The sequence below is a fragment of the Giesbergeria anulus genome, from assembly GCF_900111115.1.
Taxonomy (GTDB): Bacteria; Pseudomonadota; Gammaproteobacteria; order Burkholderiales; family Burkholderiaceae_C; genus Simplicispira; species Simplicispira anulus.
Genome location: NZ_FOGD01000011.1, coordinates 1 through 13,752 on the forward strand (window position 1 = coordinate 1; position 13,752 = coordinate 13,752).

Consider the following 13,752-nt stretch of genomic DNA (forward strand, 5'->3'; position numbering starts at 1 on the left):
AAAGAACCATCAAGGTCTGTTATGCCAAAAAAAGCGCAATCAAAACAAAAAAGCTGATAAGACTCTATGAATTTAGCTGTATTGCCTATAAAGCGATACAGCGCACAGTTTAAGCCTGATGACCATAGCAAGTTGGTACCACTCCTTCCCATCTCGAACAGGACAGTGAAACGACTTTGCGCCGATGATAGTGCGGGTTCCCGTGTGAAAGTAGGTCATCGTCAGGCTAATATTAAAGCATCCCCCTCTGATCCTATCGGTCAGAGGGGGTTTCGCTTTGGGGAAACCTTATAAAATGCTGCCTTTTTCACCAGTGCATGGGAAAATACGGCCATGCATGCATTGTTTGAAGATTCCGGCAAATTCTTCGCCGGTCGTATCCTGTCTGAAACCGATACTTCTGCCCAGGTAGAGCTGGAGTCGGGTAAACGGGTCAAGGTCAAGGCCACCCACCTTTTGTTGAAGTTCGACAAGCCCAGTCCTGTCGAATTGCTCTCTCAAGCGCAGCAGGTGGCCTCCAGCATTGAACTGGACTTGGCTTGGGAATTTGCCCCCGAAGAGGAATTTAGTTTTGTCGATCTGGCACGAGACTATTTTTCTGCGCAGGCGACGCTAGTGCAGCAAGCGGGAGCGCTGCTTTGTATGCAGGATGCTCCTCACTATTTTCGTCGCGCTGGCAAAGGGCGGTTTAAGAAGGCTTCAGCGGAGGTGTTGCAACAGGCCTTGGCGGCGATTGAGAAAAAGCAAGCCATCTTGCAACAGGTAGCCGATTGGGCCCAAGCCTTGGGTCAGGGGGATTGCCCGCAAGCGATCCGCGATCAGCTCTATAAAATTTTGTTTAAACCGGACAAAAATGCGCCGGAGTACAAGGCGGTGGTGGAGGCCAGCCGGGCTACGCACAAGGCACCGTTGGATTTGTTGCAGCAAGCGGGAGCGATTGATTCTGCGTACCAATTTCATTGGCAGCGCTTTTTGTTTGATAACTTTCCCAAGGGCACAGGCTTTCCCACACTGGAGGCACCCCTGCCGCCAGAAGACTTGCCACTGGCCCCGGTGCAAGCCTATTCGATTGATGATTCGCAGACCACCGAAATTGATGATGCCTTGTCGGTACAGGGGCTGGGTAGTGGGACGGTGGTGCTGGGCATTCACATTGCTGCTCCCGGCTTGGCGATAGTGCCCGGCACGCCACTAGATCAGTTGGGGCGCAACCGTCTATCGACGGTGTATATGCCAGGATACAAGATTACTATGCTGCCCGATGCGGTGGTGCAGATTTATACTTTGGATGAAGGGCGTGCCAATCCGGCAGTGTCCTTGTATGTGACGATCAACGAAGAGACTTTGGAGATTACCGGCACGCAAACCAAGTTGGAGCGTGTGCCGGTGGCAGCCAATCTGCGCCACGACCGGCTTGACCACATCGTGACCGAGGGTTGGTTGACAGACCCCACCATCGAAGTGCCAGAAACGCCCGAAGTGTTGCTGGGTTTGCGTGCGCAGTTGGCCTTTTTGTACCGCTTAGCCAAGCAACTGAAGGCGCAGCGCGAGGTGGTGCGTGGCAAGCCAGAAAACTTTAACCGGGCCGATTACAACTTCCGTTTGCAGGGCAATGATGGCGCGCAGCCTGATGGTTCGGAAACGGTGCAAATTAGCACTCGCCAACGGGGGGCACCGATGGACTTGATTGTGGCCGAAGCGGCGATTGTGGCCAACAGTACGTGGGGCGGCTGGTTGGCAGAATTGGGTGTGCCGGGTATTTACCGCAGCCAAGCCAGCATGGCACCGGGCGTCAAGGTGCGCATGGGTACCAAGGCTTTGCCTCATGCTGGTATTGGTGTGCAAAGCTATGCGTGGGCGACGTCACCACTGCGCCGTTATGTGGATTTGGTGAACCAGTGGCAAATTATTGCCTGTGTACGCCACGGCAATACGGCAGCACTTGCAGCACCTTTCAAACCCAAGAGTGCCGAATTGTTCTCCATTATCAGTAGCTTTGATGCTACCTATGGTGCTTACAACGGTTATCAGGCGAGCATGGAGCGTTTCTGGACGCTCAAATATCTACAGCAAAACGCTATCACCGAGTTGGACGCCACTGTTATCAAAGATGTGCCTGGAGGTCACTGCTTGGTGCGCGCTGACACTTTGCCGCTGGTGTTCTCGGTGCTGGGAGCGCAGAATTTGCCACGCGGTGCCCGTTTGCGCGTGAAGCTCGGGGCGGTGGATGAGATGGCCTTGGATGTGCATGGCACGCTGTTGGAGCGGCTGGACAATCCTGCTGAGGTCTCTGCGGTGGTGACCGACGGTGAGGAGGATGAAGAAGAAACCGTAGCCGGGCCGATTGCTATTGCGATGGATCTGAATGATACCGATACAGACAACCATGTGCCGCTGGCGCCCAGTGCCGGATAATGGGCCGCTGTGAAATCCCCTGCTTTTTTTTCTTCTTTGAGCGCTTTGCAGTGGGCATTGACGGTCTCGGTGGCCCTGCACGCTGTTTTACTGACGGTGCGTTTTGTTCATCCAGAGGCTTTTGAGCGGGTGTTTCAGGATACGCCGCTGGAGGTGATCTTGGTCAATGCGCGCTCGGATGAACGCCCTGACCAAGCGCAAGCCATTGCCCAGTATGCCCTAGCTGGCGGCGGTGAGGCTGCCCAAGGGCGGGCCAGCAGCCCTTTGCCGTATTCGGCGTTGACCAAGGTGGGGGATGACTACGAGGAGGCCCAGCGCCAGCTCGATGCCTTGCAAATGCAGCAAATGCGGCTGTTGGCCCAGTTGCGTCAGCAGTTGGCGGCTTTGCCACCCTCCGACCCCCAAAATGCCGTGGTGTCTCGGGCCGCACAAGAGCAGGAAGAAAAGCGCCGCCAGCTGCTCAAGCTGTTGGCTGAGATTGAAAAGCGTATCAACGATGAAAACGCGCGGCCCAAAAAGCGCTACATCAGCCCTGCCACCCGCGATGAGGTGTATGCCGTTTATTACGATGCCATGCGTCGCAAGGTGGAAGATAAGGGGACGGCTAATTTCCCAGAAAAAAATGGGCAAAAAATCTATGGTGAGCTGACGATGATTGTGACTGTCAACCACGATGGACAAGTGTTGGACACTGAAGTGGTGCAGAGTTCAGGCAATTTGCTGCTCGACCGCCGTGCCCAAGCTATTGCCCGTGCTGCGGGGCCTTTTGAGCCTTTTGGTCAGGCTATGCGCCGCCAAGCTGACCAGATTGCCGTAGTGTCACGCTTTAAGTTTACCCGCGACCAGACTTTGGAGACCAATGTGCAATGAGTGGCTGTACTGATCTTTATGCTGTCATGGGCCATCCGGTGGAGCACAGCCGCTCACCGTGGATTCATGCCCGGTTTGCACAATTGACGGGTGAGGCGCTGCGCTATGAGCGTCGATTGGTGCCACTCGATGGCTTTACCCAAGCGGTGCATGATTTTGCTGCCACGGGTGGCCGTGGTTGCAATGTGACGGTGCCGTTCAAGCTAGAAGCGGCTGCGCTGGCCAGCCACTGCAGTGAGCGCGTGTTGTTGGCTGGTGCCGCCAATACCCTGAGCTTCAGTGCAGGTGCTATCGTTGCTGACAACACGGATGGTTTGGGCTTGGTGGCAGATTTGACGCACAACGCCGGTGTGGTGCTGGCGGGGCGCGATGTGCTCTTGATTGGCGCTGGGGGGGCTGCTGCAGGGGCCTTGGGGCCGTTGCTGGCGTGTGGGCCACGTCGGGTGGTGGTGGCCAATCGAACCTTGGGGCGCGCCCAAGTGCTGGTGGCCGCCCATGCTGCGTTGGCCTCGTCGCATCATGTTCAATTGCTGGCTACGACACCACAAGGATTAGAGGCCGATTTTGACGTGGTGATTAACGCTAGTGCTAGCAGTTTGGCGGGTGATGCCGTGCCCGTGGCCGCTACAGTGCTGCGCCCTGGTGCGTTGGCCTACGACATGATGTATGGCGCTGCTGCCCAAGGTTTTTTGGATTGGGCCAGCGCCCACGGTGCGCAGGCCCGCGATGGTTTGGGCATGTTGGTAGAGCAGGCCGCTGAAGCCTTTGCTATCTGGCGTGGCGTGCGTCCGCCCAGTGCGCAAGTGCTGGCCGAATTGCGTGCGCTGCTGGAACCACCGCCCTCTGTGCCCAACCATGCGCATTCTGGGCATTGATCCGGGCTTGCAAACCACGGGTTTTGGCGTCATTGATGTGCAGGGCCAGCAACTGGACTATGTGGCCAGTGGCACTATTCGCACGACCAAGTTGGCCTTGGGCGATTTGCCGGGGCGCTTGAAGGTGCTGTTTGAGGGCATCACTGAGGTGGTAGCGCGCTACGAGCCGGATACCGCAGCGGTGGAGATTGTGTTTGTCAATGTCAATCCGCAATCGACGCTGTTGTTGGGGCAGGCCCGTGGCGCTTGCATCACGGCTTTAGTGGCTCGTGATTTGCCGGTGGCCGAATACACGGCACTGCAAATGAAAAAAGCCGTGGTGGGCCATGGCCGGGCAGCCAAGTCTCAGGTGCAAGAGATGGTGCGGCGTTTGCTGCAATTGCCCGGTTTGCCCGGTACCGATGCTGCCGACGCACTGGGGCTGGCCATTACCCATGCCCATGCGGGTGCTGCGATGGCGCGGCTGGGGTCTAGCACCACGTTGCAGCGCCGCCAACATGCCATGTTTAAGGCTGGGCGCAGTTACTGAGGTGGTTTTGTCCTTGGTGTTTGCACGGTTGACAAAAAAGAGTCACAGGGTATGGGCATAGTTGCCGAGTAGGCTGCCACTGGGTGGCCGCTCCCATCCCCCTGAACGGCTTCTCTCATGTACTCTACTCTAGGCACACCCGAAACGCGGCGCGGCAGTTTGGGACGTCGTTTGCTTTCTGCATTTTTGCTGGTGCTGTTGCTGGGCCTGATGGGGACTTTGGTGGGCCTGTGGTCACTCAGCCGCATCAATGATGCCACCACCGACATGGTGCAACACGGCATGGCCACAGAGCGTTTGGTGGCTGATGCCTACCGCGCCCAAGCCATTAATTCTGAACGCTACAAAGCTGTGGCTTTGAGCTCTGAGCCTGAGGTGGGCGAGATTTTGGGGGCAGACATTGTCAAGGCGCAGGCCAGCTACGATGGCCTGATGGTGCAACTGGATGCGCAGCTAAAATCGCCTGAAGAGCGTGAGTTGCTAGCGCGTATCCACGCCAGCGCCAAAGATTTTACGCTGGCCCGCACGGAGCTGGTGGCCGCGCGCGATTCGGGCCTGACCGAGCGTATTCGTCTGGTCTATAACAATCGTTTTTTGCCAGCGGCCAATGGATTGCAGACTGCTCTAGGGGCACTGACCCAATGGCAGCGCAATACGATTGATGCCCGCCACCGTGAGATTGCGCAGTGGAGTGACTGGGCGCGGTTGGCCCTGATGGGGTTTACCGCTTTGGCCTTGGTGCTGGGCGGCACTTTGGCACTGTGGCTCAGGCGCAGTATCACGCAGCCCATTGCCACGGCCAGCGCCACTGCTGACCGGGTAGCCAACTTGGATTTGCGCCAAGAAATACAAGGCCACGCCCGTGATGAAGCAGGGCAGATGCTCACGTCTTTGGCGGTAATGCAAGACGCTTTGCGCACCCTGGTCGCGCAGGTGCGCGATTCAGCGCAGAGTATTCGCACGGCTACTTCGGAGATTGCTGTGGGCAATGGCGATTTGTCGGCCCGCACAGAAGAGACGGCCTCCAATCTGCAAGAGACGGCTGCTTCACTGGAGCAAATTACTGGGCGTGTGGCGCAATCGGCAGCGGCGGCACGGCGGGCCGAGGCATTGGCCAGCACGGCAGCCACCGTGGCTGAAGAGGGAGGCATGGCAATGACCGAAGTGCAAAACACTATGCATGGGATGCAAGAGTCATCTCGCAAAATTGTGGACATCATCAGTGTGATTGATGGCATTGCCTTCCAAACCAACATTTTGGCTTTGAATGCTGCGGTAGAGGCGGCACGGGCTGGTGCAGAAGGGCGCGGCTTTGCCGTGGTAGCCAGTGAGGTGCGCTTGCTCGCTACCCGTTCTGCTGAGGCGGCCCAGCAAATTAAGGGCTTGATCGAGACCTCGGTGGGCCAGGTGCAAAGTGGCGCTGCATTGGTCAGTAATGCCAGCCAAACGATGGTGCGTACCGTGGCATCTATCCGTGAGGCGGCCCAAGCCATGAGCGAGATCAGCACCGCTGCTTTGGCTCAAAACGAGGGCATTGGCCAGATCAATGTGGCCGTGGCCCGTATTGACCAAATGACGCAGCAAAACTCGGCATTAGTTGAAGAGTCAGCCGCTGCCTCTGAGAGCTTGCAGCACCAAGCCCAAGAGCTGGCGCAGTTGATTAGCCGCTTTGTGTTGCCCGACTCTGTGCTGCTGGAACCTAGCAGGCTAGAGGCTGTGCCTGCCCTGCAACTGAAGATGTCGCCGGGCCTTTGAGTGCGCAAAGGGCTATTTGGCGGGGGGTGCTCCCGTGCCCGGTATAGAGTAGGATTGACGTGAACGTTAAGGCCCTATGCCCCGGCTTTGTAGCACACACCACTATGGCCATCACCTATACCATCAGCGACCTTGCCAAAGAGTTTGACCTCACCACCCGCGCTATGCGGTTTTATGAAGACGTGGGCTTACTCCAGCCCGAACGCACCGGCCCCGGAGGGCGCAGCCGTATTTACAGTGCGCGTGACCGGACGCGGCTCAAGCTGACCCTACGTGCCAAGCGTTTGGGGCTGTCCCTGTCCGAGGCCAAAGAGATTATTGACATGTACGACAGCCCGCGTGATACCGGGGTGCAGTTGCGCAAATTTCTGACGGTGCTGGCCGGGCACCGACGCCAGCTAGACGAGCAGATGGCTGACTTACAGGCCAACCTAGACGAAATCAAAGAGCACGAAAAAGAAGCCCGTGCCCTGCTGGCAAAGATGGAAAAAAATCAGCCATAATTGACGTTTACGTAAACGTAATTCAGGAGCTGGCATGGCAGTAAGTGCGACCGTTTTTGAACCGCGTAACCCGCAATACTTGCCACGGGTGCATGAAAGCTTTGCCCGCCAACAAGCCATGCACACCTTGGGGGCGCGCTTAGAGAACGTGACCCCCGGTGCCGTGGATATCGGCTTGGATTGGGCGGCTGCCCTGACGCAGCAGCATGGTTTTTTGCACGCGGGCATGGTATCGGCGGCACTCGATTCTGCTTGCGGTTATGCCGCCTTTACGCTGATGGCCCCTGAGGCCGAAGTGCTGACCATCGAGTTCAAGATCAATCTGCTGGCCCCAGCACGGGGCGAACGCTTTCGCATGGAAGGCCGGGTGCTCAAGCCGGGCCGCACCATCACCGTGGCCGAAGGCCGGGCTTACGCCTTGGCCGACGGCCAAGAAAAGTTGGTTGCCACCATGCACTGCACCTTGATGGCCGTGACAGGCCGCGAGGACGTGCGCAGTTAACTGGATTTGCGTTTTTTCTTTCCTTCATAACAACACACTAGGAGACATCCCTATGAGCCTTCCCTCCAACCTGCCCGGCCTGAACTTCCAATTGGGTGAAGACATTGACGCCCTGCGCGATGCCGTGCGTGACTTTGCCCAAGCCGAGATTGCCCCCCGCGCTGCCGAAATTGACCACACCGACCAGTTTCCGATGGAGTTGTGGCGCAAGATGGGCGATTTGGGCGTGCTGGGCATTACGGTGTCTGAAGAGTACGGCGGTGCCAACATGGGCTATCTGGCGCACATGGTGGCGATGGAAGAAATCTCCCGTGCTAGCGCCTCGGTGGGCTTGAGCTATGGCGCGCACTCCAATTTGTGCGTGAACCAGATCAACCGCAATGGCAATGCCGAACAACGGCAAAAATACCTACCCAAGCTCATCAGCGGTGAGCATGTGGGTGCCTTGGCGATGAGCGAGCCGGGTGCAGGCTCTGACGTCATCAGCATGAAACTCAAGGCCGAAGACAAGGGCGGTTACTACCTGCTCAACGGCAACAAAATGTGGATCACCAACGGCCCCGATGCCGATACGCTGGTGGTGTATGCCAAGACCGAGCCAGAGCTGGGCGCGCGTGGTGTGACGGCCTTTTTGATCGAAAAGGGCATGAAGGGCTTTTCGATTGCGCAAAAGCTCGACAAACTGGGCATGCGCGGCAGCCACACCGGCGAGCTGGTGTTTGAGAATGTTGAAGTGCCCGCGCAGAACATTTTGGGCAACGTCAATGGCGGTGCCAAGGTGCTCATGAGCGGCCTAGACTACGAGCGCGCTGTGCTGACTGGTGGCCCGCTGGGCATCATGCAAGCGGTGATGGACAACGTGGTGCCCTACATCCACGACCGCAAGCAGTTTGGCCAAAGCATTGGCGAGTTCCAACTCATCCAAGGCAAGGTGGCCGATATGTACACCGTGCTGCAAGCGGGGCGCTCTTTTGCTTATACCGTAGCCAAAAATTTGGATATGTTGGGCACCGACCACGTCCGCCAAGTGCGTAAAGATTGTGCCAGTGTGATTTTGTGGTGTGCCGAGCAAGCCACCAAAATGGCAGGCGATGGCATTCAGATTTTTGGTGGCAATGGCTACATCAATGAGTACCCCTTGGGCCGTTTGTGGCGCGATGCCAAGCTCTATGAGATTGGCGCTGGCACCAGCGAAATCCGCCGCATGCTGATTGGCCGCGAGCTGTTTGCTGAGACCTGTTAACGCTCAACCTTGAAGGAACTTCTTGGTTGAACATGAGACCCATCTTCGATTTGCCCAAACCTGTTAACTCTCAACCTTGAAGGAGTCCCGTGATGAATAACCCCTCCATTAGCCAACTGTTCGACAACAACCGTGCCTGGGCAGCGCAGATGGAACGCGATCGTCCGGGGTTTTTTACCAACCTGCTGGCGCAGCAAAAGCCGCGCTATATGTGGATTGGCTGCTCCGATAGCCGCGTGCCAGCCAACCAAATTACTGGGCTGGAGCCGGGTGAAGTATTTGTCCATCGCAACATTGCCAATGTGGTGGTCCCTACTGACCTCAATTGCTTGTCTACCATCCAGTATGCAGTCGATCAGCTCAAGGTGGAGCACCTGATGGTGGTGGGCCACTACGGTTGTGGTGGCGTGTTGGCAGCCTTAGAAGATGCTCGTGTGGGCTTGGCTGACAACTGGATTCGCCACGTCAAGAAAGATGTGCGCGACCGCCACCGTGAACTGCTGGCCCGAATGGCACCCCAATGGCGTCACGATGCGCTGTGCGAACTCAATGCCATTGAGCAGGTAGTCAACATTGCCCAGACTACGGTGTTGCAAGATGCTTGGGCGCGGGGCCAAAACGTGACGCTGCATGGCTGGTGCTATGGTCTCAAAGATGGGCTGATTAACAACCTGCACATGTCTATCAGCGGCAACGATGGCTTAGATGCCCTGTACCGCGCAGCGGTGGCTGGGGTGGCCGAAGGGCGCTGCTAAAAGCGCCAAACCTAATACCAAAACTCAATATCACAGGAGACAAAACCATGACATCAACGAACGCAGATTCCATCGTTATTTTGGGTGCAGCCCGTACTCCAATGGGGTCGTTTCAGGGCGATTTTTCTGGCCTCGCCGCCCATGATTTGGGTGGCGTAGCGATTGCCGCAGCCGTGGCGCGTGCAGGTGTGGCCCCGGCCACCGTGGGCGAAGTGTTGTTTGGCAACTGCCTGATGGCAGGCCAAGGCCAAGCCCCAGCGCGCCAAGCGGCCTTCAAGGGTGGTTTGCCCAAAGAGGCCGGGGCCGTGACGCTGTCCAAAATGTGCGGTTCTGGCATGAAGGCCGCGATGTTTGCCCACGATATGCTGCTGGCAGGTACGCACGATGTGATGGTGGCAGGTGGCATGGAGAGCATGACCAACGCCCCCTATCTGTTGCAAAAAGGCCGGGGCGGCTACCGTATCGGCCACGACCGCGTTTTTGACCACATGATGCTCGATGGCCTAGAAGACGCTTATCAGGCCGGCCGCTCGATGGGTACCTTTGGTGAAGATTGTGCTGCCAAGTATGGCTTTACCAAAGAGCAGCAAGACGCCTTTGCTACCGCCAGCGTGCAGCGTGCCCAAGCAGCCATTGCTTCGGGGGCCTTTGTGGCTGAAATTGCCCCAGTGATGGTCAAGACCCGTAGCGGAGAAGTGGTGATTTCGATGGATGAAGGGCCGGGCAAAATCAAGCTTGAAAAAATTCCGCAGCTCAAGCCAGCCTTTAAGAAAGACGGCACGATCACGGCAGCGTCCAGTTCCAGCATCAACGATGGCGCTGCCGCGCTGGTGTTGGCGCGGGCCTCCACCGCCGCGCAGTTGGGTGCTAAACCGCTGGCGCGCATTGTGGCCCATGCCACCCATGCCCAAGAGCCAGAATGGTTTGCCACTGCACCCTTAGGGGCTACGCAAAAAGCACTTGCCAAAGCGGGCTGGAACGCGGCAGATGTGGATTTGTGGGAAATCAACGAAGCCTTTGCCGTGGTACCGATGGCACTGATGCACGACTTGAATCTGCCACACGACAAGGTGAACGTGAACGGCGGCGCTTGTGCTTTGGGTCACCCCATTGGTGCTAGTGGTGCGCGAGTCATGGTGACGTTGATTTACGCTTTGCAGGCCCGTGGCCTGAAAAAAGGCGTGGCAACGCTGTGCATTGGCGGTGGTGAGGCCACGGCAGTGGCGATTGAACTGCTTTAAGCCCTAAGCCCAGGAGAACCCCATGCTGCTGACCCAAGATCAGGAAATGATCCGCGACGCTGTGCGCGACTTTGCCCAGCGCGAACTGTGGCCCCATGCCGCCCGCTGGGACAAGGAGCACCATTTCCCTAAAGAAGCGCACCAAGGGCTGGCCGCATTGGGGGCTTACGGCATTTGTGTGCCCGAAGAACTGGGTGGTGCCCAGCTCGACTATGTAACGCTGGCGCTGGTGCTGGAAGAAATTGCCGCTGGTGATGGCGGCACCAGCACCGCCATTAGCGTGACTAACTGCCCGGTCAATGCCATTTTGATGCGTTATGGCAACGCCCAGCAGCAACGCCAGTGGCTGACGCCGTTGGCCCGTGGTGAGATGCTGGGGGCGTTTTGCCTGACCGAGCCCCATGTTGGCTCTGATGCTTCTGCTTTGCGCACCACGGCCACCCGTGATGCGGATGGCTACGTCATCAATGGTGTGAAGCAGTTTATTACCAGCGGCCAAAATGGTCAGGTAGCCATCGTGATTGCCGTGACCGATAAAGCCGCAGGCAAAAAGGGCATGAGCGCCTTTATTGTGCCCACCAACACCCCCGGCTATGTGGTGGCCCGCCTAGAAGAAAAACTCGGTCAGCACAGCAGCGATACGGCGCAAATCAATTTTGACCAGTGCCGCATTCCAGCAGAAAACCTGATTGGCACTGAAGGCGAGGGCTACAAAATTGCGCTGTCGGCGCTAGAAGGCGGGCGCATTGGCATTGCTGCACAAAGCGTGGGCATGGCGCGCAGTGCATTTGAGCTGGCCGTGCAGTATGCCAAGCAGCGCGAGAGCTTTGGTACGGCCATTATTAACCATCAGGCTGTGGGTTTTCGGCTGGCCGATTGCGCCACGCAACTAGAAGCGGCGCGCCAGTTGATTTGGCATGCTGCCAGTTTGCGCGATGCAGGCCGCCCCTGCCTGAAAGAGGCGGCCATGGCCAAACTCTTTGCCAGCGAGATGGCCGAGCGCGTGTGCAGCGCTGCCATCCAAACGCTGGGCGGTTATGGCGTGGTGAATGATTTTCCAGTCGAGCGCATCTACCGTGATGTGCGGGTGTGCCAGATTTATGAAGGCACCAGCGATGTGCAAAAAATCATCATTCAGCGGGCGCTGGCCTGACAGGCCAGCCGATGGTGGCGAGGCCACGGTAGTGGCCACCACCATCCTTTGTGCAATCAAAGGCGAAATGCTGCCATCAGGGTAGTTAGGCGACTGGCCTGTTGTCCCAAGTCGGCAGCCACCGAGGTGCTTTGCTCCACCAAGGAGGTGTTTTCCTGCGTGACGGTATCGAGTTGCGCTACGGCGCAACCAATCTGTTCTAGTCCTTGGCTTTGTTCTTGGCTGGCCTGACTGATTTCTTGAACCAGTTGATCCATCTGGGAGACTTGGCGCAGGATGTTGTCCATAGAACTGCCAGCCCCTTTGGCTTGTTGAGAACCTAAATTGACAGTTTGCACATTGGCCTCGATGAGTTCTTTGATTTGCTTGGCAGCTTCCCCTGAGCGTTGGGCCAGCATACGCACCTCTGAGGCCACCACAGCAAAGCCCCGGCCTTGCTCTCCGGCGCGGGCTGCCTCTACGGCTGCATTAAGCGCCAATATGTTGGTTTGAAATGCAATGCCGTCAATCACCCCCGTGATGTCGGTAATCTTGGACGATGTACCATTGATCTCTGTCATGGTCTGGATTACATGGCCCACCACCTGGCCGCCTTGCTGCGCTGCTTGGGTGGCCTGATTGGCAATTTGGGCTGCGTGTTGTGAGGTGGCTGTGTTGTGGTGCACAGTGGCAGTGAGCTTTTCCATAGAGGCGGCTGTGCGTTGCAGATTTCCCGCTTGCTCATCCGTTCGTTGGCTTAGGTTGACGCTGCCAGTGGCAATTTGGGTGGCATCGGTGGCAATCAGTTGGGCGCTGTGGCGCACATCTCGCACCAGGGTAGATAGCGCATCGACCAGACGGTTAATGGCTTGGCCCAGTTGGCCTATTTCATCTTGGGTGTTAGCAGGAATTCGATGGGAGAGATCGCCATTGGCAATTTCGGCCAGCAAGCTCACTGCATGTTGTATAGGTGCTGCAATGGCACGGCTGACTACAAAGGCCACAGCAACGGCTGCGGCACCCCCGATCAGCAAGGCTATCAAGCCTGCAACGCGAACAGCCTGCAAGATGGGCCCAGTGAGTTCGGATATTGGAACTTCGGCAATCACATAGGCTTGTAATTCAGGAATAGGGGCAGATACCATGATGTAGTCATTGCCCTCTTTTTGGTAGCGCACTTGACCAAATGCCTGCTGGCCCAAAAGCTGGCTGGCCATTGTGGCATCCAGACCGGGCATATCCTTGAGGTGGTGTTTGCCATCAATGAGTGCTTTGTCTTGGTGCATCAGGATGGAACCATTGGCACGTACCAGATAAACCACCCCACTATCGGCAATTTTGTATTGGGCAATGCTCTGTGCTACGGCATCTACCGACAGCGCAAGGCCAGTGACGGCCCGCTGCCCAACGGGGCCATCAACGCGCACATTGATGAACATCATGTAGTTTTGAGCTGCAACATCTAGATCAAGGTTGAGTGCGTAGTCCACCTTGGAATTGAGTGCTTCTGAAAACCAAGTTTCTGTGGGCAAGATGGTGCGGGTAGAGCCATCGTCTTTTTGGTACTTCATGCCGCTTTCAGAACACCAAAAAACCCCTGCTGCTGACTGTTGTTTTTTGATGGCGTTGGCATAACGCAACCAAGTGGCATGTCCCGATTCAGGCATACCTGCCCGGTCCCAATCGATCAAGAAGGCGTTATCGGCCATGCCCCGTGCGGCATTGATAGAGGGGGCCAGCTGGCGCTGAATGTCGGAGCGGATGCCTTGTACCAGTGCAGGTAGTTCTTCTGTAAAAGCGCGTTGGTGGATTTCCTTAGTAATCATGCTGCTACTGATGGTGGCAGAGATGGCACTAAAAAGGATCAGGGACAAAACTAGACTGCCAATCGATTTGGTACTGATGGATAAATTCTTAAAGTGGTGCAACATG

Annotated in this window: 12 protein-coding genes and 1 rRNA gene; 12 read left to right on the forward strand and 1 reads right to left on the reverse strand. The window is 56.9% G+C overall.

Translation table 11 applies throughout. From position 1 onward, the window contains the following. Nucleotides 1–114: 114 nt before the first annotated feature. The 12 genes from rrf (at nucleotide 115) to BMX55_RS13245 (ending at nucleotide 11,841) form a co-directional block, all read left to right on the forward strand. Nucleotides 115–227: ribosomal RNA gene (rrf, locus tag BMX55_RS13190) — 5S ribosomal RNA — on the forward strand. Between the two features lie 106 nt (nucleotides 228–333). Then, nucleotides 334–2,415, forward strand: coding sequence for a ribonuclease catalytic domain-containing protein (locus tag BMX55_RS13195; protein WP_091458488.1), 2,082 nt, complete (start codon nucleotides 334–336; stop codon nucleotides 2,413–2,415). Nucleotides 2,416–2,424: 9 nt separating this feature from the next. Continuing rightward, a complete protein-coding gene (locus BMX55_RS13200; protein WP_091458490.1) occupies nucleotides 2,425–3,285 on the forward strand; it encodes an energy transducer TonB in 861 nt (286 codons plus the stop codon). Beyond that, nucleotides 3,282–4,160: a shikimate dehydrogenase gene (gene aroE, locus BMX55_RS13205; RefSeq protein WP_091458493.1), complete on the forward strand. Its 879-nt coding sequence runs from the start codon at nucleotides 3,282–3,284 to the stop codon at nucleotides 4,158–4,160. The genes BMX55_RS13200 and aroE overlap by 4 nt, the downstream gene beginning before the upstream one ends. Beyond that, the gene (ruvC, locus tag BMX55_RS13210; protein ID WP_091458494.1) at nucleotides 4,141–4,689 is read left to right on the forward strand and encodes a crossover junction endodeoxyribonuclease RuvC; all 549 of its coding nucleotides are present in this window, start codon (nucleotides 4,141–4,143) and stop codon (nucleotides 4,687–4,689) included. The genes aroE and ruvC overlap by 20 nt, the downstream gene beginning before the upstream one ends. Before the next feature lie 117 nt (nucleotides 4,690–4,806). Beyond that, the gene (locus tag BMX55_RS13215) at nucleotides 4,807–6,444 is read left to right on the forward strand and encodes a methyl-accepting chemotaxis protein (RefSeq protein WP_091458497.1); all 1,638 of its coding nucleotides are present in this window, start codon (nucleotides 4,807–4,809) and stop codon (nucleotides 6,442–6,444) included. Nucleotides 6,445–6,548: 104 nt separating this feature from the next. Next, nucleotides 6,549–6,947, forward strand: coding sequence for a MerR family transcriptional regulator (locus tag BMX55_RS13220; RefSeq protein ID WP_091458499.1), 399 nt, complete (start codon nucleotides 6,549–6,551; stop codon nucleotides 6,945–6,947). A gap of 34 nt (nucleotides 6,948–6,981) precedes the next feature. Continuing rightward, nucleotides 6,982–7,449: a PaaI family thioesterase gene (locus BMX55_RS13225; RefSeq protein WP_091458501.1), complete on the forward strand. Its 468-nt coding sequence runs from the start codon at nucleotides 6,982–6,984 to the stop codon at nucleotides 7,447–7,449. A 52-nt stretch (nucleotides 7,450–7,501) separates the two neighbouring features. Next, nucleotides 7,502–8,692, forward strand: coding sequence for an isovaleryl-CoA dehydrogenase (locus BMX55_RS13230; protein ID WP_091458503.1), 1,191 nt, complete (start codon nucleotides 7,502–7,504; stop codon nucleotides 8,690–8,692). 92 nt (nucleotides 8,693–8,784) lie between these two features. Then, on the forward strand, nucleotides 8,785–9,447 hold the full coding sequence (gene can, locus BMX55_RS13235; RefSeq protein ID WP_091458505.1) for a carbonate dehydratase: 663 nt from the start codon (nucleotides 8,785–8,787) through the stop codon (nucleotides 9,445–9,447). A gap of 47 nt (nucleotides 9,448–9,494) precedes the next feature. Further along, nucleotides 9,495–10,688 carry an acetyl-CoA C-acyltransferase gene (locus BMX55_RS13240; protein ID WP_091458506.1) on the forward strand — a complete coding sequence of 398 codons (1,194 nt, stop codon included), beginning with the start codon at nucleotides 9,495–9,497 and terminating at the stop codon, nucleotides 10,686–10,688. A gap of 22 nt (nucleotides 10,689–10,710) precedes the next feature. Continuing rightward, nucleotides 10,711–11,841 carry an acyl-CoA dehydrogenase family protein gene (locus BMX55_RS13245; protein ID WP_091458508.1) on the forward strand — a complete coding sequence of 377 codons (1,131 nt, stop codon included), beginning with the start codon at nucleotides 10,711–10,713 and terminating at the stop codon, nucleotides 11,839–11,841. 56 nt (nucleotides 11,842–11,897) lie between these two features. Here BMX55_RS13245 and BMX55_RS13250 read toward each other — a convergent pair whose 3' ends face one another. After that, complete coding sequence (locus BMX55_RS13250; RefSeq protein WP_177172908.1) at nucleotides 11,898–13,694, reverse strand: methyl-accepting chemotaxis protein; 1,797 nt, start codon at nucleotides 13,692–13,694, stop codon at nucleotides 11,898–11,900. Nucleotides 13,695–13,752 lie beyond the last annotated feature (58 nt).